This is a genomic window from Sphingomonas sp. 3-13AW (assembly GCF_049311085.1).
Classification (GTDB): Bacteria; Pseudomonadota; Alphaproteobacteria; order Sphingomonadales; family Sphingomonadaceae; genus Sphingomonas.
In genome coordinates, this window is record NZ_JASNVZ010000016.1 from 1 (window position 1) to 18,773 (window position 18,773).

General features: G+C 68.3%; 26 protein-coding genes. 17 read left to right on the forward strand and 9 right to left on the reverse strand.

Annotated elements, in window-relative coordinates; genetic code table 11:
* The 5 genes from QP045_RS15155 to QP045_RS15175 form a co-directional block, all read left to right on the forward strand.
* Positions 1-863 (forward strand): RluA family pseudouridine synthase (locus QP045_RS15155; RefSeq protein WP_422515832.1); only part of this gene is annotated, 863 nt, incomplete at its 5' end.
* Positions 863-1,465, forward strand: coding sequence for an FMN-binding negative transcriptional regulator (locus QP045_RS15160; RefSeq protein ID WP_422515833.1), 603 nt, complete (start codon positions 863-865; stop codon positions 1,463-1,465). The genes QP045_RS15155 and QP045_RS15160, both read left to right, overlap by 1 nt.
* On the forward strand, positions 1,462-2,148 hold the full coding sequence (locus tag QP045_RS15165; protein WP_422515834.1) for an HAD-IA family hydrolase: 687 nt from the start codon (positions 1,462-1,464) through the stop codon (positions 2,146-2,148). Before QP045_RS15160 ends, QP045_RS15165 begins: the two co-directional genes overlap by 4 nt.
* The gene (locus QP045_RS15170; protein ID WP_422515835.1) at positions 2,145-2,360 is read left to right on the forward strand and encodes a hypothetical protein; all 216 of its coding nucleotides are present in this window, start codon (positions 2,145-2,147) and stop codon (positions 2,358-2,360) included. The genes QP045_RS15165 and QP045_RS15170 overlap by 4 nt, the downstream gene beginning before the upstream one ends.
* Positions 2,357-3,049 (forward strand): ATP12 family chaperone protein, encoded by a 693-nt coding sequence (locus tag QP045_RS15175; RefSeq protein WP_422515836.1) that lies wholly within the window; start codon positions 2,357-2,359, stop codon positions 3,047-3,049. Before QP045_RS15170 ends, QP045_RS15175 begins: the two co-directional genes overlap by 4 nt.
* A 15-nt stretch (positions 3,050-3,064) precedes the next feature.
* Here the strand turns inward: QP045_RS15175 and QP045_RS15180 are convergent, their stop codons facing one another.
* The 3 genes from QP045_RS15180 to gmk all read right to left on the reverse strand — a co-directional run bounded on the left by QP045_RS15180 (position 3,065) and on the right by gmk (position 6,473).
* A complete protein-coding gene (locus tag QP045_RS15180) occupies positions 3,065-4,381 on the reverse strand; it encodes an MFS transporter (RefSeq protein WP_422515837.1) in 1,317 nt (438 codons plus the stop codon).
* A 96-nt stretch (positions 4,382-4,477) separates the two neighbouring features.
* Entirely contained in the window at positions 4,478-5,656 is a 1,179-nt protein-coding gene (locus tag QP045_RS15185; RefSeq protein ID WP_422515838.1) for an OpgC family protein, read from the reverse strand.
* A gap of 166 nt (positions 5,657-5,822) precedes the next feature.
* Positions 5,823-6,473 carry a guanylate kinase gene (gene gmk / locus QP045_RS15190; RefSeq protein ID WP_422515839.1) on the reverse strand — a complete coding sequence of 217 codons (651 nt, stop codon included), beginning with the start codon at positions 6,471-6,473 and terminating at the stop codon, positions 5,823-5,825.
* 38 nt (positions 6,474-6,511) lie between these two features.
* On the opposite strand from gmk, the gene QP045_RS15195 reads away from it, so the two are divergent.
* On the forward strand, positions 6,512-7,099 hold the full coding sequence (locus QP045_RS15195; RefSeq protein WP_422515840.1) for a DUF2585 domain-containing protein: 588 nt from the start codon (positions 6,512-6,514) through the stop codon (positions 7,097-7,099).
* Positions 7,100-7,115: 16 nt separating this feature from the next.
* Here the strand turns inward: QP045_RS15195 and QP045_RS15200 are convergent, their stop codons facing one another.
* The 4 genes from QP045_RS15200 to QP045_RS15215 form a co-directional block, all read right to left on the reverse strand.
* Entirely contained in the window at positions 7,116-7,313 is a 198-nt protein-coding gene (locus QP045_RS15200) for a hypothetical protein (protein WP_422515841.1), read from the reverse strand.
* Positions 7,310-7,525, reverse strand: a complete 216-nt coding sequence (locus QP045_RS15205; protein ID WP_422515842.1) for a hypothetical protein — start codon at positions 7,523-7,525, stop codon at positions 7,310-7,312. Before QP045_RS15205 ends, QP045_RS15200 begins: the two co-directional genes overlap by 4 nt.
* Positions 7,526-7,584: 59 nt before the next feature.
* On the reverse strand, positions 7,585-8,976 hold the full coding sequence (fumC, locus tag QP045_RS15210; protein WP_422515914.1) for a class II fumarate hydratase: 1,392 nt from the start codon (positions 8,974-8,976) through the stop codon (positions 7,585-7,587).
* A gap of 66 nt (positions 8,977-9,042) precedes the next feature.
* A complete protein-coding gene (locus QP045_RS15215) occupies positions 9,043-9,528 on the reverse strand; it encodes an SspB family protein (RefSeq protein WP_422515843.1) in 486 nt (161 codons plus the stop codon).
* Between the two features lie 79 nt (positions 9,529-9,607).
* On the opposite strand from QP045_RS15215, the gene hisB reads away from it, so the two are divergent.
* The 9 genes from hisB to QP045_RS15260 all read left to right on the forward strand — a co-directional run bounded on the left by hisB (position 9,608) and on the right by QP045_RS15260 (position 15,252).
* Positions 9,608-10,195: an imidazoleglycerol-phosphate dehydratase HisB gene (hisB, locus tag QP045_RS15220; RefSeq protein ID WP_422515844.1), complete on the forward strand. Its 588-nt coding sequence runs from the start codon at positions 9,608-9,610 to the stop codon at positions 10,193-10,195.
* Positions 10,192-10,503 (forward strand): YciI family protein, encoded by a 312-nt coding sequence (locus tag QP045_RS15225; RefSeq protein ID WP_422515845.1) that lies wholly within the window; start codon positions 10,192-10,194, stop codon positions 10,501-10,503. Before hisB ends, QP045_RS15225 begins: the two co-directional genes overlap by 4 nt.
* Complete coding sequence (gene hisH, locus QP045_RS15230; protein ID WP_422515846.1) at positions 10,500-11,102, forward strand: imidazole glycerol phosphate synthase subunit HisH; 603 nt, start codon at positions 10,500-10,502, stop codon at positions 11,100-11,102. Before QP045_RS15225 ends, hisH begins: the two co-directional genes overlap by 4 nt.
* Complete coding sequence (gene hisA / locus QP045_RS15235; RefSeq protein ID WP_422515847.1) at positions 11,090-11,833, forward strand: 1-(5-phosphoribosyl)-5-[(5-phosphoribosylamino)methylideneamino]imidazole-4-carboxamide isomerase; 744 nt, start codon at positions 11,090-11,092, stop codon at positions 11,831-11,833. The genes hisH and hisA overlap by 13 nt, the downstream gene beginning before the upstream one ends.
* Complete coding sequence (gene hisF, locus QP045_RS15240) at positions 11,830-12,597, forward strand: imidazole glycerol phosphate synthase subunit HisF (protein WP_422515848.1); 768 nt, start codon at positions 11,830-11,832, stop codon at positions 12,595-12,597. Before hisA ends, hisF begins: the two co-directional genes overlap by 4 nt.
* A gap of 68 nt (positions 12,598-12,665) precedes the next feature.
* Positions 12,666-12,845 (forward strand): hypothetical protein, encoded by a 180-nt coding sequence (locus QP045_RS15245; RefSeq protein ID WP_422515849.1) that lies wholly within the window; start codon positions 12,666-12,668, stop codon positions 12,843-12,845.
* A 31-nt stretch (positions 12,846-12,876) separates the two neighbouring features.
* Positions 12,877-13,200 carry a phosphoribosyl-ATP diphosphatase gene (locus tag QP045_RS15250; RefSeq protein WP_422515850.1) on the forward strand — a complete coding sequence of 108 codons (324 nt, stop codon included), beginning with the start codon at positions 12,877-12,879 and terminating at the stop codon, positions 13,198-13,200.
* A 19-nt stretch (positions 13,201-13,219) separates the two neighbouring features.
* Positions 13,220-13,597, forward strand: coding sequence for a histidine triad nucleotide-binding protein (locus QP045_RS15255; protein WP_422515851.1), 378 nt, complete (start codon positions 13,220-13,222; stop codon positions 13,595-13,597).
* A 101-nt stretch (positions 13,598-13,698) separates the two neighbouring features.
* Positions 13,699-15,252: an amino acid permease gene (locus QP045_RS15260; RefSeq protein ID WP_422515852.1), complete on the forward strand. Its 1,554-nt coding sequence runs from the start codon at positions 13,699-13,701 to the stop codon at positions 15,250-15,252.
* Positions 15,253-15,337: 85 nt separating this feature from the next.
* Here the strand turns inward: QP045_RS15260 and QP045_RS15265 are convergent, their stop codons facing one another.
* Positions 15,338-16,336 (reverse strand): adenosine kinase, encoded by a 999-nt coding sequence (locus QP045_RS15265; protein ID WP_422515853.1) that lies wholly within the window; start codon positions 16,334-16,336, stop codon positions 15,338-15,340.
* Between the two features lie 106 nt (positions 16,337-16,442).
* On the opposite strand from QP045_RS15265, the gene QP045_RS15270 reads away from it, so the two are divergent.
* Positions 16,443-17,126: an EI24 domain-containing protein gene (locus tag QP045_RS15270; protein WP_422515854.1), complete on the forward strand. Its 684-nt coding sequence runs from the start codon at positions 16,443-16,445 to the stop codon at positions 17,124-17,126.
* A complete protein-coding gene (locus tag QP045_RS15275; RefSeq protein WP_422515855.1) occupies positions 17,123-17,500 on the forward strand; it encodes a hypothetical protein in 378 nt (125 codons plus the stop codon). Before QP045_RS15270 ends, QP045_RS15275 begins: the two co-directional genes overlap by 4 nt.
* A gap of 32 nt (positions 17,501-17,532) precedes the next feature.
* Here QP045_RS15275 and queG read toward each other — a convergent pair whose 3' ends face one another.
* The gene (queG, locus tag QP045_RS15280; RefSeq protein ID WP_422515856.1) at positions 17,533-18,654 is read right to left on the reverse strand and encodes a tRNA epoxyqueuosine(34) reductase QueG; all 1,122 of its coding nucleotides are present in this window, start codon (positions 18,652-18,654) and stop codon (positions 17,533-17,535) included.
* Between the last annotated feature and the right edge of the window lie 119 nt (positions 18,655-18,773).

The window sequence follows — 18,773 nt, forward strand, 5'->3', positions numbered from 1 at the left end:
GCCCCAAGCAGCAGGAACGCGCGCCGCTCGATCCCGAACAGGTCGAGCTTGCTCAGTCGATGGTAATTCACCGCGACGCGCAGGCGATCGTGCTCAACAAGCTCCCCGGCCTCGCCACCCAGGGCGGCACCAAGACGCACGACCATGTCGACGGCCTGCTCGACGCGCTCCAGTTCGAGGCGGAAGGCCGGCCCAAGCTGGTCCACCGGCTCGACAAGGATACGTCCGGCGCGCTGCTGCTCGCGCGCACCTCGCGCGCCGCGGCCTTTTTCTCCAAGCATTTCTCCGGCCGCTCCGCGCGCAAGACCTATTGGGCGCTGGTGATCGGCGTGCCCGACATCAACGACGGCATGATCGACCTGCCGCTTGCCAAGCAACCCGGCAGCGGCGGCGAAAAGATGCACGTCGACGAGGAGGAGGGCCAGCCCGCCCGCTCGCGCTATCGCGTGATCGAGCGCGTCGGCAATCGCGCCGCCTGGGTGGAGCTTCAGCCCTATACCGGTCGCACCCACCAGCTGCGCGTGCACATGAGCGCGATCGGCCACCCGATCGTGGGCGACGGCAAATATGGCGGCGCCGCTGCCTTCCTGACCGGCGGCGTCAGCCGCAAGATGCATCTCCACGCGCGCCGCATCCGCATCGACCATCCCGATAGCGGCAAGATCGACGTGACGGCGGAGCTTCCGCAGCACTTTGCGGAGAGCATGGAGCTGCTCGGCCTCGACCTGTCGCTCGGCAATGCACTCGCCGAAGACACGCCCCCGCCCCCCACCCGCGCCATCGAAAAGGCAAAGGCCAAGGCCCATGCCAAGACGGTCCGCAAGGAACGCCGGGGCGAGCGCCGGAGCCGCGGCAGCAGCTGATGCACCCCAACCCCGCCTTTCGATGGAAGGACAGGGCGGCCATGCGCGCCTATGTCGACCAGGTGGCGTTCGGCGCGCTCTTCGTGGCCACTCCGGAGGGCCCGCGCGTCGTGCACCTGCCGGTCACCTGGAGCGGTGAGGATGCCCTCGCCTTTCATCTGGCGCGGGCCAATGACGTCACGCCGCACCTGGCGGGCGCGACCGCGCTGTTCGTCGCGCAGGGTCCCGACGCCTATGTGAGTCCCGGCTGGTACGGCCAGGGCCCTCAAGAGGTGCCGACCTGGAACTATGTCGCGGTCGAGCTGGAAGGGACGGTCCAGCCGATCGACCGCGCCCTTTTGCGCGCCCAGATCGAGACGCTGGGGGAACGCCATGAGGGCCGCTTCCATCCAGAGGCCCCTTGGACCCTCGACAAAGTGGAACCGGAGGCAGCCGAAAAGATGCTGGACGCGATCCAGGGCTTCACGCTCACCATCCATGCGTGGCGGGGCACCGCCAAGCTGGGGCAGAACAAGCCCGCGCACGCACGCCTCGCGGCAGCCGATGCGTTGGAGCGCACCGGCAACGGCGCCATCGCCCAGCTGATGCGGAGTGCCTCGTGACTCGGCTCGCCGTATTCGACTGCGACGGGACCTTGGTCGACAGCCAGGCGAACATCTGCCGGGCGATGGAGCTCGCGTTCGTCTCGGCGCAGCTGATGCCCCCGGATCGCAGCGCAATCCGCCGGATCGTCGGGCTGAGCCTGGTGGAGGCGGTCGCGCGCCTTGCCCCGGCTGCGGAGCCGGCGCTGCACGCGGCAGTGGCCGAAGACTATAAGCAGCATTTCCGGGCAATGCGGACCAACGGCGGCCTCGCGGAGGAGCCCTTGTTCGACGGCATCGCGGAGGTCCTCGAACAGCTGGCCGACGACGGCTGGCTGCTGGGCGTCGCGACCGGCAAGTCCGACCGGGGCCTGTCGCTGCTCCTGGCGCACCACGGGCTCACCCACCGGTTCGTCACGCTCCAGACCGCAGACCGCCACCCGTCCAAGCCGCATCCCTCGATGCTGCAACTGGCGATGGCCGAAGCGGGTGCGGAGCCGCAGGACACGGTGATGATCGGCGACACCAGCTTCGACATCGCGATGGCCGCGGCGGCCGGTGTCCACCCGATCGGGGTCGCCTGGGGCTATCACAGCGTCGCCGAACTCACGGCTGCCGGCGCCAGCCACGTGCTGGAACATGCCTCCGCGCTTCCCGCCCTCGCCCAGGCACTGTGCCCGGCGCGCGAAGCGGTGCGCGGATGAGCGCCGATCCCGCCCGCAACCGCTGGCTGGTGCTGGTGCTCGTCCGCATCGCCGCCTCCTGCGGGGCCGTGGTCGGGCTGGTGCTGCTGGCCCGCGCCGTCACCTGGCCCCCGAAACTGCTCGGCGTCGCGATCGTGCTTTCGGCACTTTACGTGATGGCAGTGGTGCCCCGCGCGCTGGCCCATCGCTGGAGGAGCCCGCCCAACCCATGAAGCGCTTCTGGAAAACGGTTACGGTCGAGCCGACCGACGGCGGCCTGGGCATCGCGCTCGACGGGCGTCCGGTGCGCACCCCGGGGCGCGTGCCGCTCGCGCTCCCCACGCCTACCTTGGCTCAGGCGGTCGCGGATGAATGGTCGGCCGTCGAAGACACGCTCGATCCGCGCGCAATGCCGCTCACCGGGCTTGCGAACGCCGTGATCGACCGCGTGGCCCCCGATCCGGATAGCTTTGCCGCCGGCCTCGCCGCCTATGGCGAGAGCGACCTGCTCTGCTATCGCGCCGACGGTCCCGAGCCGCTGATCGAACGACAGGAGGCTGCCTGGGACCCCGTGCTCGACTGGGCGCGGCAACGCTACGACGTCGCCTTCGCGACGACGGCCGGCGTGATGCACGTGACTCAGCCCCCTGCCACCATCGCGCGGCTGGCCGAGGCGACCGCCGCGCGCGACCCCTTCGCGCTCGCCGGGCTGTCGCCGATCGTCACGATCACCGGCTCGCTGGTGCTGGCCCTCGCCCTTGCCGAGCATGTCTTCGACGCGGAAACGGTTTGGAACGCCGCCCATGTCGACGACGACTGGCAGGTCGAACGCTGGGGTGAGGATGCGCTCGCGACCCAAGCCCGTGCTCTCCGCCGGCGGGACTTCGACGGCGCCGTCAAATTCCTGAACGCGCTGGGCTAGCGGGGGCCGCCCGCCTCAATCCTCGTGGATGAGGCTCTGGTCCCGCGTGTCGCGCATGCGCAGGTAGACGACCAGCGAAATCCCGATCATCGCCGTCACATACCAATAGAAGCCGCGCTCCCAGCCGGCATCCTTGAAGCGCAGCGCGACATATTCCGCGGTCCCGCCGAACAGCGTGTTCGCCAACGCATAGGGCAGCGCCACGCCCAGCGCGCGGATGTGCGAGGGGAACAGCTCCGCCTTCACCACCGCGTTGATCGACGTATAGCCGGTCACGATCACCAGCGCCGCCATCACCAGCAGCCCGGCAGTAAGCGGGCTCTTGGTCTGCTCCAGCGTGCTGAAGATCGGGTAGGTGAACAGCACGCCCGCGACCCCGAACCCGACCATCAGCGGCTTGCGCCCGATCCGGTCCGACAGTGCGCCGGCAACCGGCTGCAGGCACATGAACACGAACAGGGTGATGCCGTTGATCTGGCTCGCGACTTCCTTTGAAAAGCCGGAGGTGTTGACCAGGAACTTCTGCATGTAGATCGAATAGGCGTAGAAGGCGAGCGTACCCCCGGCGGTCAGCAACATCACCAGCGCGGTCTCCCGCGGATGGTGGCGCAGCAGCTGGAGGAACCCGGATTGCGGCGCGCCGGTCGACTGGGCGTTCTTGAAGCTCTCGGTCTCCGCCAGCCCGCGGCGCAGGCGAAACACCACCACCGCCAGCACCGCGCCGATCACGAACGGGATGCGCCACCCCCATTGCTCCAGGTCGACGGCGTCCATCACCGCCTGCAGGAACAGCAGCACCAGGATCGCGAGCAGCTGACCGGAAATCAGCGTGACGTACTGAAAGCTTGAGAAGAACCCGCGCCGCTCGCGCCCGGCCATCTCGGACAGATAGGTGGCACTCGCCCCATATTCGCCGCCTACCGACAGGCCCTGCATCAGCCGCGCCACTACCAGCAGCGCCGGTGCCGCGATCCCGATCGTCCGATAATCGGGGGTACAGGCGATGATCAGCGAGCCCAGGCACATCAGCGTCACCGACAGGGTCAGCCCCGCCTTGCGCCCCCGCCGGTCGGCATAGATTCCCATCACCCAGGCCCCGATCGGCCGCATGATGAAGCCGACCGCGAACACTGCCGCCGCACTCAGCAGCTGCGCGGTCTGGTCGCCGCTGGGAAAGAAATGCGGCGCGAAATACAGGGCGAAGGCGGCATAGACGTACCAGTCGAACCACTCGACCATATTGCCCGTCGACCCGCCGATGATCGACTTCAGCCGCGACCGGGAAAGCTGCACCTGCGCGGGAGCCTGGGAAGACTGGGGCAAGGCGGCCATTGCAGCAGTTCCATGATTGTCGATGCCGGACGCGGCCGGACGGCCGCCCCCCCCCCGACCTAACCCGACCCGCCGGACGGCGCTACCCGCCCCCGGTCAGCTGTGGGCAGGCACCGGCTTGCGCACGACTTCCCTGGCGCCGCGTTCACGCCACAGCGCCGGCAAGGGCAGCAGGGCGAGGCTCACGAGCGCAATCATGGTCTTGGTCGCCTGGGAGAAGGGCGGGCTCGCCTGATCGATGTAATAGACCAGATAAACGATCGCGACGTGCCAGACATAGACGTAGAGCGAATGCCGCCCGAGCAGTCGCAGCGGCCCGAGCGAGAAGAAGCTGCGCAGTGCGGTCGCAAGGCTGCGTACCTGTGGCCGATGATGCTGTGCCCCCGCCACCAGCAGCCAGCTGAGCCCGAGTGCCGCAGCGATGAAGTTGACGAGATAGATCAGGCTGAAGTCGGCGCGGATCTCCAGCGTCGTGACCTTTGCCGCCAGGTCCGGCGGCAGCAGCCCGTGCGCGGTGGTGATCCGCAAGGGCAGCAGCAGCAGGCAGGTGATCAGGCAGATCCAGGGGACCAACGTACGGTCCGGGCGCAGCAGCGCGGACCAGTCGATCCGCTCGCTTGCCATCAGCGCACCGATCGCGGCCCCCGCGAAGAACACGATCTGCCAGCCCAGCAGGTTGAACCCGGTGCGGATCCCCTGCCCGTCCGTCGACGTGATCCAGGCGCTCACCGGATCGGTGATCAGCTGATGCACTCCCAGCTGCCCGACGAACCACAGCAGCGCCGATCCGGCCGCAACCTTGGCGACATGCCCGTTCAGGCACAGCCATACGACCGGCGGCGCGGCCAGCATGTAGATCACGTACTGCGGCAGGATATCCATGACCGTCGGCTGGAACAGGAAGGTCGCAACCGCGGCCAGCCGCAGCGGATCACCGGTGAGGCTCGTGTCGCCCAGCCAGTTGAACCACAGCGGATCAGCATAGGGCAGGATCATGCGGGCAACGAGCACCGCCAGCACGATCGCCATCGCATAGCGATACAGCTCCAGCGCGCGTGCCCGGATCATCCGGCTGCCGGCGTCATAGCCCTGCCGCATCATCTTGCGGCCATAGACGAGCCCGATCATCAGCCCGGAAAGGAACACGAACCCTTGCGCATCCTCGACGAAGGCGAGCTGGTTATGGTTGACCCGCAGCATCCAGTACCCACCCTCGAACACCAGGTGGTTGATGAGCATGAAGACGAGGAAGAACCCGCGTAACCCGTCGATCATTCCGTAGCGCGGCAAGTTCCACCCTTTTGCTGTTCCTGGGTACACCCTTGGGAAGGGCGCGGACGCATCCGGATCAATCTATGACGGTCATACGGAGTGCCGCCGACGACGAGACGGCGGGACGAATTGTTTCAAAGGTGCGACCAGCGGCGGATTACCGGCCGGATCAGGCCATCAGCTTGCGGATGAACCCGATCACGCCGGTCTGCCGGGAGCGCTTCAGGCGCTCGGCCGCCAGGATGGTCTGGACCTTGCGGAAGCAGCCTTCGACATCGTCATTGACCAGCACATAGTCATAGCCGTCCCAGTGGCTGACCTCGGCCGTCGCGCGTGCCATGCGGGCGTCGATGATCTCGATCGCATCGGTATTGCGGTTGAGCAGGCGCTGGCGCAGCTCGGCCATAGACGGCGGCAGGATGAACACGCGCACCACGTCGCCGCCGGCGATCTGGAACAGCTGCTGCGCACCCTGCCAGTCGATGTCGAACAGCACGTCCTTGCCGGCCGCCAGCATCGCCTCCACCGGCGCTCGCGGCGTGCCATATCGCTGCCCGAACACATGCGCCCATTCCAGGAACTCATGGTTGTTGACCATGCGGCGGAATTCTTCGAGGTCGACGAAGTGATAGTCCTTGCCCTCGACTTCGCCGGGCCGCGGTGCCCGGGTCGTCGCAGACACCGACATCGACAAATCGGGCTCGTCGGCCAGCAGCTTGCGCGCAATGGTGGACTTGCCTGCGCCGGAAGGCGAGGAAAGGACGAACAACACACCCCGGCGCTTGAAGCCGTGCGGATCAGACTCTGGCGGCACTTCCATGCGCGCTAGTGGCGCGAGCAGGAGCGATACGTCAAGGCATGGCGACGACCTTCCCCACCGTCAAACCGTCCCACGCCCGCCGCTGGTGGTGGGTGACGCTCGCCATCGTCGCGGTCATGGCACTGGTCCTGCTAGCGATGGGCCGCACGCCGATCTGCACCTGCGGCACCGTAAAGCTCTGGTACGGGACGGTGCAGTCCGCTGAAAACAGCCAGCATATCGCCGACTGGTACAGCCTCAGCCATGTCGTCCACGGCCTGATCTTCTATGGCTTGGGATGGCTCACCTTGCGCCGAAGGCCATGGCAGATGCGCATGGCGCTCGCGACACTGCTGGAGGCGGCGTGGGAAGTGCTGGAGAATTCGCCCGTGATCATCGACCGCTATCGCGCGGTCACGATCGCGCTCGGCTATGAAGGCGACAGCGTGGTCAATTCGGTCGCCGACATCGGCTGGATGCTGCTGGGATTCGCACTCGCCCGGCGCCTGCCGCTATGGGCGACCGTCGCCCTGGGCATCGCCCTCGAACTGCTCGCGCTCGCGGTGATCCGCGACAATCTGACGCTCAACCTGTGGATGCTGATCGCGCCCAGTGACGCGATCCGCAGCTGGCAGGCGGGGGCCTGAACCCCCGCCCCGCCGATCAGACCCGCTTGCGGGCCCTGCGCCGGTCGTACGCCTTCTTGGCCACATAGCCGCCGCCGAGCACCAGCCCCAGCGGCCCCATCCGGCGCATCGCGCCGCCGACGAGATACCCAAGGGCCGCGCCCTTCGCGCCGCCGCTGCCGTCGCGCCGGTCGATCTCGCGCCCGACGAGCGCGCCTACGATCCGCCCGATCATGCCGTCTTCTCCCGCTGAAACAGCTGTTCGCGCAGCTGCTCGGCGCCGCGCAGCACGGCCCAGCCCACTGCATAGGTGACCGCGATCGGCACCGCGACCTTGAGGACGTTGGCGGTAATGGCACCGATGATGGCGCCATCCGCCGCGCTGTCGTCGCCACTCATGCTGTCGATGCCGGCGCCGATCAGCGCCCCTATCGTCGTCGTACCCATGAACACCTCTCTTCCGTTATCGGAGGAGATAGCGCGGCAGGCGCGCGCGAGTTCCGGGCCTATCGGCCGATCATCGTCTCCGCCCGGACGTAGCGGTCGAACGTCGCCTCGTCGACCAGCCCGAGCGCCAGCCCCGACTCCTTGAGCGTCAGCCCCTTTTCATGGGCGTTCTTCGCGATCTTGGCCGCATTGTCATAGCCGATCGCGGGCGCGAGCGCGGTGACGAGCATCAGCGATCGATTGACGAGGTCGGTGATCTGCTGCTCGTTCGCCACGATCCCGTCGACGCAGCGCTCGGCGAAATTGTCCATGCCCACGCCGAGCAACTGGATCGAACGCAGCACGTTCGCGCCGATCAGCGGCATGAACACGTTCAACTCGAAGTGCCCCTGCATGCCGCCGACGGTCACCGCCTGGTGATTGCCGATCACCTGCGCCGCCACCATCGTCAGCGACTCGCACTGGGTGGGGTTCACCTTGCCCGGCATGATCGAGCTGCCCGGCTCATTGGCGGGCAGCGACAGCTCGCCGAGGCCCGAGCGCGGCCCCGAACCGAGGAAGCGGATGTCGTTGGCGATCTTGTTCAACGCGACCGCAAGGGTGTTCAGCGCGCCGGAGAAAAAGACGAGGCCGTCCTTGGCCGCCAGCTGCTCGAACTTGTTGGGTGCGCTCTCGAACTGGGTGCCGGTGATCGCGCTGATCGCCGCGGTCATGTCCTCGGCCCAGCCTTCCGGCGCGTTGAGGCCGGTGCCCACCGCCGTGCCGCCGATGGCCAGCTTGCGGATATTGCCGTTCAGCGCGCCTTCGATCCGCGCCTTGCAGCTCTTCAGCTGCGCCGCATAGCCCGAGAATTCCTGCCCCAGCGTCAGCGGCGTCGCATCCTGGGTGTGGGTGCGGCCGATCTTGACGATATGGTCCCATGCCTCCGCCTTGGCGGTGATCGAGGCGGTCAGCCGGTCGAGCGCGGGTAGCAACAGGTCCCGCGTCGCGAGCACGGTCGCGACATGCAGCGCGGTCGGAAAGCTGTCGTTGGACGACTGGCTCATGTTGACGTGGTCGTTGGGGTGAACCGGCGACTTGCCGCCCCGGGTCCCGGCCAGCACTTCGTTGGCGCGGCCGGCGATCACCTCGTTGACGTTCATGTTGGTCTGAGTGCCGGACCCGGTCTGCCAGATCACGAGCGGGAACTGGTCGTCGAGGGCGCCCGCGATGATCTCCTGCGCGGCCGCCTCGATCGCATCGGCGATCTCTGCGTCCATGCCATGCTTGCGGTTCACCCGCGCCGCGGCCTGCTTCACGATCGCCTGGGCGCGGACGATGCCGAGCGGCATCCGCTCCATCTCCCCGAACGGGAAGTTCTCGATCGAACGCTGGGTCTGTGCGCCCCAATAGGCGCGGCCGGGAACCTCGATCGCGCCGATCGAGTCGGTTTCGGTGCGGGTGCTGCTGATGTCGGTGCTCATGGCCCGACAACGCTACGAGCGGCCGGCTTGTTGCAACGGCCTGCCCGCCTCGTCCTACTTCTTGCGCTTGAAGTCCACGGCGACGACGTTCGATCCGTCCTCGACCGGCTTTGCCTGCGGGCCGTCGTTCTCGGCCGGATCGTGCGGCTCCGGGCCACCATCGGGGCCTTCGGCGGCCTGGAAGCGCAGCTCGAAGTTGACGGCCGGGTCGTGGAAGCCGGTGATCGCCGAAAACGGGATGATCAGCGTCGACGGGATCTGGTTGAAGCTCAGCCCCACCGAGAATCGCGTTGCGTCGACAGTCAGGTCCCAGAAGCGGTGCTGGATGACGATGGTCATCTCGTCGGGGAAGCGCTCGACCAGCCGCTTGGGGATGTCGACGCCCGGCGCCTGGGTCTTGAAGGTGATGTAGAAATGGTGTTCGCCCGGCAACACGCCGGTGGAAGCGACTTGTCCCAGCACGCGTCCTACTACGGCGCGCAGGGCGTCCTGCACGATCTCGTCATAGGGGATCAGGCTGTCGGGCACTTGAGCGTTCATGCGCCTTGGGTAGCGGTGTTTCGGGTGCGGTCAAGATTCGTTGCGTTGCTTGCGCGACCAGCGGCGCTATGGGAACGACATGCGCACCGCCACTATCACCCGCTCGACCAGCGAAACCTCGATCGAGGTCACCGTCAACCTGGACGGTACCGGCGTCTATGATGTCCAGACCGGGGTGGGCTTCTTCGACCACATGCTGGAGCAGCTGTCGCGGCACTCCCTGATCGACCTGACCGTCAGGACGAAGGGCGACCTGCACATCGACGCGCACCACACGGTCGAGGACACCGGCATTGCGATCGGCCAGGCATTCGCCCGGGCGCTCGGCGACAAGCGCGGCATCCGCCGCTATGGCGAGGCGCTGTCGCCGATGGACGAGACGCTGACCCGCGTCGCGCTCGACATCTCCGGCCGCCCCTGGCTGGTGTGGAAGTCGCGCTTCACCCAGGCGCAGCTCGGCACCATGGACACCGAGATGTTCGAGCATTTCTGCCACAGCTTCGCTCAGGCGGCGGGGATCACCCTCCACGTCGAGACGCTCTACGGCGCAAACAACCACCACATCGCCGAGAGCATCTTCAAGGGGTTGGCCCGCGCCCTTCGCACCGCGACCGAAATCGACCCACGCAAGGTCGATGCCGTGCCGTCGACCAAGGGCGTCCTGTGAGCATCGCGCGTCCGAACCAGCCGCTGGTCCTCACGCTGCTCACCTATGTGAAGCCGATCGAGGAAATCGACGCCCTGCGCCCGCGCCACCTGGAGTGGATCAGCGCCCGCATCGCCGCCGGCGAGGTACTGCTCGCCGGCCGCCGCGACTCCGCCAGCGGCGGTGTGCTGCTGTACCGCGGCAGCGCCGATGCGGTCGAGGCGATCGCCCGCACCGACCCGTACATCACGGAAGGGGCGGCCACGCTCGAAGTCGTAGGCTTCACCGCCGCCGTCGCCAGCGCAGAGGTCGGGGCGCTGCTGGCATGACGCTGGCGCTGATCGACTATGGCGCCGGCAATCTCCACTCGGTCGCCAATGCGCTGAAGGCTGCCGGCGTCGCCGACATGGCGATCACCGCCGATGCCGACGTCGTGCGCCGCGCCGACCGGATCGTGCTGCCGGGAGTGGGCGCCTTCCGCGCCTGCATCGACGGGCTCGCGGCCGTCCCCGGCATGATCGAGGCGATGGAGGAACGTGCGCTCCGGGGCGGCGTGCCGTTCCTGGGCGTCTGCGTCGGCATGCAGCTGATGGCGAGCGAGGGCGAGGAGTTCGGCACCCACGCCGGCCTCGGCTGGCTCCCCGGCACCGTCCGCAAGCTTGAGCCGACGCCCCAAGCGCGCGTGCCGCACATGGGCTGGAACGACGTGGTTCCCGTGGGCGAGCACCCGATCGTGCTTCCGGGCGAGGCCTATTTCCTGCACAGCTATGCATTCGAAGGCGGCGGCGTCGTCGCCACCACCACGCACGGGCAGCCGGTGACGGCGGCGATCGGCCGCGACAACCTGCTCGGCGTCCAGTTCCACCCTGAAAAGAGCCAGCGCTATGGCATCGCGCTGCTGGAGAGATTTCTCGCATGGCGACCGTAATCGTGACCGACCGGCTGATCGTCTTCCCCGCGATTGACCTCAAGGGCGGCCAGGTCGTCCGCCTCGCCGAAGGCGACATGGACCGCGCCACCATCTACGGCGACGATCCCGCCGCGCAGGCGCGTGCCTTTGCCGATGCCGGCGCCGACCATCTCCACGTCGTCGACCTCGACGGCGCCTTTGCCGGCGACTCCGTGAACGGCGATGCCGTGGCAAGCGTGGTGCGCGCCTTTCCCGGCCGGGTGCAGCTGGGCGGCGGCATCCGCACCCGCGCGGCGATCGACGGCTGGCTGGAGCTTGGCGTCGCCCGGGTCGTGATCGGCACTGCGGCGCTGGAGAACCCGGACCTCGTCCGCGACGCGGCGCGCGCACTGCCCGGCCGCATCGTCGTGGCAGTGGACGCCCGCGACGGCCTGGTCGCGACTCGCGGCTGGGCGGACGTCTCGACCGTCACGGTGGCCGACCTCGCCCGCCGGTTCGAGGACGCGGGCGTCGCCGCCCTCCTCTTCACCGACGTCGGCCGCGACGGGCTGCTCAAGGGCTGCAACGTCGCCGCCACCGCCGCACTTGCGGCCGAAGTCAGCATCCCGGTCATCGCCAGCGGCGGCGTCGCCGGCATCGAGGACATCCACCAGCTGCGCGGCAAGCCCGGCATCGAGGGTGTCATCACCGGCCGTGCGCTCTACGACGGCCGCCTCGACCTCGCCGAGGCGCTGCGAGTGGCCGCGTGACCGTCCGCGTCCGCATTATCCCCTGCCTCGACGTCCATGCCGGGCGCGTGGTGAAGGGCGTGAACTTCGTGGACCTGCGCGACGCCGGGGACCCTGTCGAACAGGCACGCGCCTATGACCTCGCCGGTGCCGACGAGCTCTGCTTCCTCGACATCGGCGCAAGCCATGAGGGCCGCGACACCATCGTCGACGTGGTCCGCCGCACGGCCGAGGTGTGCTTCATGCCCCTCACCGTCGGCGGCGGCGTCCGCTCCGCCCAGGACGCGCGCGCGCTGCTGCTCGCCGGAGCCGACAAGGTCGCGGTCAACTCTGCCGCCGTTGCCCGTCCCGAAGTGGTGGCCGAGATCGCCGACCGATTCGGCAGCCAATGCGTCACCGCCTCGATCGACGCGCGCCAGGTCGAACCCGGCCGTTGGGAAGTGTTCACCCACGGCGGCCGCCGCGCCACCGGCATCGACGCGCTGGACCATGCCGCCCGTCTCGCCGGCCTGGGTGCGGGCGAGTTGCTGGTGACGTCGATGGACCGCGATGGCACCCGCGACGGCTATGATCTCGCACTCACCCGCGCGATCGCGGATGCGACCGACGTCCCGGTCGTCGCCTCGGGCGGCGCCGGCAAGCTCGCCGACCTGGTCGCCGGGGTGGTCGAGGGACACGCCAGCGCGGTCCTTGCGGCGTCGATCTTCCACTTCGGAGAAGCGAGCATCGCCGACGCCCGCGCCGCCCTCGCCGCGGCCGGGGTTCCCGTCCGCGGGGCGCAATAGGCTTTTCGGCATCGGGTACGGGGCGGGAGGCACTTCTGCTCCGCCCCGTCCTCCTCTAGGACACGCCGATGCGCCTGACCCCGCTCCTCCTCCTGCTGCCGACCCCGGCCCTCGCCGCCCACTCCGGGGCGGTCGGGCCCAGCACCGGCTTTGCTCTGTCCGACGTGGCCCTGTTCGTGGTCGCGGCCGCCGGGCTGTGGTTCGCCCGCCGGGCCCTGCGCGCACGTCGCAAGCCACCGCGGGATTGACTTGCGCCTTCCCGGAGAGAAAGCGGGAGCGATGGCAGACACCGACCCGCTCGACCAACTCCAGGCAGTGATCCGCGCCCGTCTGGGTGGCGATCCCACCACTTCCTATGTGGCCAAGCTCCACAACCGTGGCCGCGCGAAGATCGCGCAGAAAGTGGGCGAGGAAGCGGTGGAGACGGTGATCGCTGCGATTGCCGACGATCGCGAAGGGCTGGTGTCCGAGTCCGCCGACCTCCTCTTCCACCTGCTGGTGCTGCTCGCCGACGCGGGCGTGTCGCTCGACGACGTCCGTGCCGAACTCCACCGGCGCGAGGGCCTGTCGGGAATCGCCGAAAAGGCCGCCCGCCCCCGCTGACGCCCAAAGGACCTGTCCCATGCCGATCGACGCCACGCTTCCCTACGACGACAGCAACATCTTCGCGCGGATCCTGCGCGGCGAGATCCCGGCCAAGCGCATCTACGAGGACGAATTCGCCCTCGCCTTTGAAGACATCGCTCCCCAGGCGCCCACGCACGTGCTGGTGATTCCGAAGGGGCGCTATGTTTCATGGGACGATTTCAGCGCCAACGCCCCCGATGCAGAGATCGCCGGCTTCGTCCGCGCCATCGGGGAGGTCGCGCGCGAGCACGGCCTCGTCGCCCCGGGCTACCGCCTGCTCGCCAACGTCGGCGCGCACGGGGGACAGGAAGTACCCCATCTGCACGTCCATCTGTTCGGCGGCCAGCCGCTGGGGCCGATGCTCGCGCGCTGACGCCAAGCGCGGCAAACAGGGATTTTCTTTGCGCCTATGAAATTAGGCTTTACGTTCACGCTTTCGCGACTGCGAAACGAACCGGTTCAGGGGAAAACCGCATGATCTTCGGGCGCGTCAAACCACTCGACGCTATCCTAGCGACTGCCGAGAAAAAGTCGCTTCACCGCTCGCTGGGCGCACTGCAGCTGACGCTGCTGGGCGTCGGCGCCATCATCGGCACGGGTATCTTCGTGCTCACCGCAGAGGCCGCGCAAAAGGCCGGACCGGGCATGATGGTCTCGTTCATCATCGCCGGTGCCGTCTGCGCGGTCGCCGCGCTCTGCTATTCCGAACTCGCCTCGATGCTTCCGGTCTCCGGTTCCGCTTACACCTACACCTATGCGGTGATGGGTGAGTTGCTGGCCTGGATGGTCGGCTGGGCGCTGATCCTCGAATATGCGGTGGCCGCTTCGGCGGTTTCGGTCGGCTGGTCCGGCTATTTCGTCGGCCAGCTGGGGGGCTGGTTCGGCGTCACCTTGCCGCAGTGGATGATCGCGGGCCCCTATGCCGGTGGCATCATCAACCTGCCGGCCGTGGTGATCGCACTGCTCATCACCGCCCTGCTGGTCGTCGGCACGAGCGAGAGCGCCAAGGTCAACGCGGTCCTGGTGGCGATCAAGGTCACCGCCCTCACCGCCTTCATCGCGCTGTCCGTTCCGGTCATGCAGATGGAGAATTTCGACAACTTCATGCCGCAGGGCTGGGGTGACGGCGCCGGTGCCGGCGTGATCGGCGCGGCGGCTTCGATCTTCTTCGCCTATGTGGGCTTCGACGCGGTGTCGACCGCGGCAGAGGAGACCAAGAACCCGCAGCGCAACGTTCCGATCGGCCTGATCGGCAGCCTCGCGATCTGCACCATCTTCTACATGCTGGTGGCAGCGGGTGCGATCGGTTCGCCGATCGGTGCGCAGCCGGTCACTGCGGCCGACGGCACCTGGCTGGCTCCGGGCTCGACCGAGCTTGCCCAGCGTTGCGCCGCGATCAGCGCCGCCGCGGCCGAGCCGCTGTCCTGCTCCAAGGAAGCACTGGCCCACGTCCTGCGCCAGATCGGCTATCTCAACGTCGGCAACCTGATCGGCCTCGCCGCCTTCCTGGCGCTGCCCTCGGTCATCCTGGTCATGATCTATGGCCAGACCCGCATGTTCTTCGTGATGGCGCGCGACGGCCTGCTGCCGGAGAAGCTGTCGAACATCCACCCCAAGTGGAAGACGCCGCACATCATCACGATGATCACCGGCGTGGGCGTGACCTTTGCGGCGGCGTTCCTGCCGGTCGGCAAGCTCGCCGACATCGCCAATGCCGGCACGCTGTTCGCCTTCTTCATGGTGGCGATCGCGGTCATGCGGCTGCGCAAGACCGAACCGACCCGCAAGCGTCCGTTCCGCACCCCGCTGGTGTTCGTGGTCGGGCCGCTGACGATGATCGGCTGCACCGTGCTCTACTGGTTCCTGCCGCCGGACGCCAAGCTGGTGCTCCCCGGCTGGGGTGCGCTCGGCCTGATCGTCTATTTCGCCTATGGCTATCGCAAGAGCCACCTCGGCCGCGGCCTGATCGATGTGCCGGAAGTCGAGGCATACGACGGCATCGAGCCAAAGGTACCGGGCGCTCACTGAGCCTTCGCACCCCGCAAACAAGAAGGGCCGGAGGATCGCTCCTCCGGCCCTTTCTTTTTGCCTGTGCGGGTCTGCCCGCCCGGACTTAGCCGAGCTTGTCGGCGATCAGCTGCTTGAGGTCGGCGTTGGGCCGCGCGCCATAGTGGGAGATGATCTCCGCCGCGCAGATCGCACCCATCCGCAGCGACTTGGCAAGGTCGTGCCCCTGCGCCTGGCCGTGGAGGAAGCCCGCCGCGAACAGGTCACCGGCGCCGGTGGTGTCGACCACGGCATCAATCGGCTCGGCCGCAACGGCCACGCGCTCACCGTCGACGACCGCGATCGCGCCGCGCTCGCTGCGCGTCACGACCAGTGTCGGCACCTGCGGCGCGATCCTGGCGACCGCGTCCTCGAAGTCTTCGACCTCGGCAAGCGCCAGCAGCTCGTTCTCGTTGGCGAACAGGATGTCTATCATCCCATCGGCCAGCAGCGCGCGGAAATCGCCGCCGTGGCGTGAGATGCAGAACACGTCGGACAGGGTGAAGGCCACCTTGCGACCGGCACCGCGCGCAACCTCGATCGCGGCGCGCATCGCCTGGCGCGGCTCTTCCGGATCCCACAGGTACCCCTCGAGGTAGAGGATCGCGGCATCCGCGATCATGTCGCGGTCCAGCGCCGACTCCGGCAGAAACTGCGAGGCGCCGAGGAAGGTGTTCATCGTGCGCTGGCCGTCCGGCGTCACGAAGATCAGGCAACGCGCCGTCGTCGGCTCGCCGGTGCGCGGCGCGGTGTCGAAACGGATGCCGACGGCGCGCACGTCATGGGCGAACACGCTGCCGAGCTGGTCGTCCGCAACCTGGCCGATGAAGCCGCAGGTGCCGCCGAGTGCCGCGATGCCGGCCGCGGTGTTGGCGGCCGATCCGCCCGAAACCTCGCGGCCCGGGCCCATCTTTGCGTACAGCGCGTCTGCCTCTGCGGGCGAGAAAACGAGCTGCATCGAGCCCTTGTTCATGCCTTCGGCTGCCAGGAAGGCATCATCTGCCTGCGCGAGAATGTCGACGATGGCGTTGCCGATTGCGACGACATCATAGGTGGGCTTCGTCAATTGAGTCTCCAATGCGGGGTTCCGCAAACCGCCTTGGGCGGTAAAGAGCGCCGCTCCCGCGCGCAACCGCGTTGACGCCGCCGCCGCCGCCCCGCATGCCCCAGCCATGATCCGCGCCCTGCTCCTTTCGGTCGGCCAGCTCGGCGACCGCCGCATCCTGGTGGTGCTGGCGAAGTCGCTGGCGGCAACGCTGCTGCTGTTCTTTCTGCTGGCGGTGGGACTTGCGTACGGTTCCCATGTGCTGGTGCGCGACGGGCTCCACTGGGGCAGCGGGCTCGGCAGCCTGGCCGCCGCAGCCGCGGTGATCGCCGTCGTCGGGCTTGGCTGGCTGTTGTTCCGGGCAGTCGCCATCGCGGTCACCGGCATCTTCGCGGACGAGGTGGTCGCCGCCGTAGAGGCCCGCCATTATCCGCAGGCGCTTTCGAGCGCGCGGCCGGTGCCGTTCACGCGCGGCGCGGCGATGGGCCTGGGCTCGGCGGCGCGGGTGATCAGCGTCAACGTCATGCTGGCGCCCCTGTATCTGGTGCTGCTGGCGACCGGGGTCGGCACCGCGATCGCGTTCTTCCTGGTCAACGGCTGGCTGCTTGGCCGGGATCTGGGGGACATGGTCGCGGCCCGGCACCTGCCGGCCGAGGCGATGCGCGACTGGCGGAGCGGCACCGGCGGCGGACGGTTCGTGCTGGGGCTTGCGGGCACCGGGCTCCTCATGGTTCCGCTGGTCAACTTCATCGCGCCCGTTCTCGGCGCGGCGATGGCGACCCACTGGTTTCACGAAAGGCGAGGCACATGAAGCGTTGGGCAGGATTGGCGATGCTGGCCATGGGGCTTGGCGGGTGCGCGACCGCACCCGACCCCGCGACCGGAGTCGTCCCCCCGCCCCCGCCGAGCGCCAGCTACAGCGCGGTCGGGCTTGAGCGGATCCTGGGCCAGCCCGCCAACGCGGTCACCCAGCTGTTCGGAAAGCCCGATGCCGACCTGACGGAGGGCGCCGGCCGCAAGATGCAGTTCGGCTCCGACATCTGCGTGCTGGACGCCTATCTCTACGCGCCAAAGGGCGGCGGCACGCCCGTCGTCACCTATGTCGACGCGCGCCAGCGCAACGGTGCGCCGATCGACCGCGCAAGCTGCGTCGCCGCGCTCGTCCGCCGCGAGGGCGGTCGCTGAACAAAGAGCCCGCCACGAGGGCGGTCGCTGATTTAAGCGGCGGACCACTCCGCCACCACGTCCGGATCGGTTTCGGCAGCAAGCCGCGCGTCCCGCTCGCTCGTCAGGCGCGCAGGATCGAGCCGCCCCAGCGCCCACACCGCGGCCCCGCGCACCAATGGCGCCGGATCGTCCAACAACCGAGCGACCGGCGCCCCCAGTGCCGGATCGCCGCTGTTGCCGGCCGCGATCAGCGCATTGCGCACCATCCGGTCGCGCCCGATCCGCTTGATCGGCGACCCCGCGAACACCTGTCGGAAGCTCGGATCGTCGAGCGCCATCAACTCTGCCAGCCGCGGCGCCACCAGTTCCGCGCGCGGCAGAAACGCCTTGTGCGCAGCAGCCGTCGCAGCAAATTTGTTCCACGGGCACACCGCCAGGCAATCGTCGCAGCCATAGATGCGGTTGCCGATGCCGGGGCGCAGCGCCGTCGGGATCGGCCCGGCATGCTCGATCGTCAGATAGCTCACGCACCGTCGCGCATCGAGCTGATAGGGCGCCGGGAAGGCATCGGTCGGGCACGCGCGCTGGCAGGCGTCGCACGATCCGCAGCTTCCGCCCGATGGCGCATCCGGTGCCAGATCAAGCGTGGTGTAGATCGCGCCCAGGAACAGCCAGCTGCCATGCGCCCGGCTGAGCAGGTTAGTGTGCTTGCCCTGCCACCCCAGCCCCGCCGCCTCGGCCAACGGCTTTTCCATCACCGGCGCCGTGTCGACGAACACCTTGAGGTCGCAGCCCGCCTCCTGCGCCAGCCAGCGGCCCAGCGCCTTCAGCGCCTTCTTCACCACGTCGTGATAGTCGGCGCCCTGCGCATAGACGGAGACGCGCCCGCGATCCCCCACCCCGGCGAGCGCCAGCGGATCGCCCGTCGGCGCATAGCTCATGCCGAGCGCGATGACGGAGCGCACGTCGGGCCACAGACCAGCCGGTGAGCCGCGATGATGCGCGCGCTCCTCCATCCAGATCATGCTGCCGTGCCGGCGCGCATCCAGCCATTCGCGCAGCCGCGCCGCCGCCTGCGGCGTGGCATCGGCGCGTGCGACGCCACAAGCCGCGAAGCCGAGCTCCGCCGCCTTCTCCTTGATGCGGGTTTCCAAGGACTTGTGCTGGTCCACGCCGCCCCGCTACCACGATGACGCGGCGCGCAGCACCCCTTGCGTGGCTCATGCGTTAGGGCGGAAAGCAACAAGGGCGGCGCGTGGGGGGAACGACCTCGCGATCCCGGACGGAGGTT

Excerpts from the sequence above, each read along its gene's own strand:
- QP045_RS15160 (WP_422515833.1), top strand. The coding sequence starts at position 863 with ATGCACCCCAACCCCGCCTTTCGATGGAAGGACAGGGCGGCCATGCGC.
- QP045_RS15170 (WP_422515835.1), top strand. The coding sequence starts at position 2,145 with ATGAGCGCCGATCCCGCCCGCAACCGCTGGCTGGTGCTGGTGCTCGTC.
- QP045_RS15175 (WP_422515836.1), top strand. The coding sequence starts at position 2,357 with ATGAAGCGCTTCTGGAAAACGGTTACGGTCGAGCCGACCGACGGCGGC.
- QP045_RS15180 (WP_422515837.1), bottom strand. The coding sequence starts at position 4,381 with ATGGCCGCCTTGCCCCAGTCTTCCCAGGCTCCCGCGCAGGTGCAGCTT.
- QP045_RS15185 (WP_422515838.1), bottom strand. The coding sequence starts at position 5,656 with ATGATCGACGGGTTACGCGGGTTCTTCCTCGTCTTCATGCTCATCAAC.
- gmk (WP_422515839.1), bottom strand. The coding sequence starts at position 6,473 with ATGGAAGTGCCGCCAGAGTCTGATCCGCACGGCTTCAAGCGCCGGGGT.
- QP045_RS15195 (WP_422515840.1), top strand. The coding sequence starts at position 6,512 with ATGGCGACGACCTTCCCCACCGTCAAACCGTCCCACGCCCGCCGCTGG.
- QP045_RS15200 (WP_422515841.1), bottom strand. The coding sequence starts at position 7,313 with ATGATCGGGCGGATCGTAGGCGCGCTCGTCGGGCGCGAGATCGACCGG.
- QP045_RS15205 (WP_422515842.1), bottom strand. The coding sequence starts at position 7,525 with ATGGGTACGACGACGATAGGGGCGCTGATCGGCGCCGGCATCGACAGC.
- QP045_RS15215 (WP_422515843.1), bottom strand. The coding sequence starts at position 9,528 with ATGAACGCTCAAGTGCCCGACAGCCTGATCCCCTATGACGAGATCGTG.
- hisB (WP_422515844.1), top strand. The coding sequence starts at position 9,608 with ATGCGCACCGCCACTATCACCCGCTCGACCAGCGAAACCTCGATCGAG.
- hisH (WP_422515846.1), top strand. The coding sequence starts at position 10,500 with ATGACGCTGGCGCTGATCGACTATGGCGCCGGCAATCTCCACTCGGTC.
- hisA (WP_422515847.1), top strand. The coding sequence starts at position 11,090 with ATGGCGACCGTAATCGTGACCGACCGGCTGATCGTCTTCCCCGCGATT.
- QP045_RS15245 (WP_422515849.1), top strand. The coding sequence starts at position 12,666 with ATGCGCCTGACCCCGCTCCTCCTCCTGCTGCCGACCCCGGCCCTCGCC.
- QP045_RS15250 (WP_422515850.1), top strand. The coding sequence starts at position 12,877 with ATGGCAGACACCGACCCGCTCGACCAACTCCAGGCAGTGATCCGCGCC.
- QP045_RS15255 (WP_422515851.1), top strand. The coding sequence starts at position 13,220 with ATGCCGATCGACGCCACGCTTCCCTACGACGACAGCAACATCTTCGCG.
- QP045_RS15260 (WP_422515852.1), top strand. The coding sequence starts at position 13,699 with ATGATCTTCGGGCGCGTCAAACCACTCGACGCTATCCTAGCGACTGCC.
- QP045_RS15270 (WP_422515854.1), top strand. The coding sequence starts at position 16,443 with ATGATCCGCGCCCTGCTCCTTTCGGTCGGCCAGCTCGGCGACCGCCGC.
- QP045_RS15275 (WP_422515855.1), top strand. The coding sequence starts at position 17,123 with ATGAAGCGTTGGGCAGGATTGGCGATGCTGGCCATGGGGCTTGGCGGG.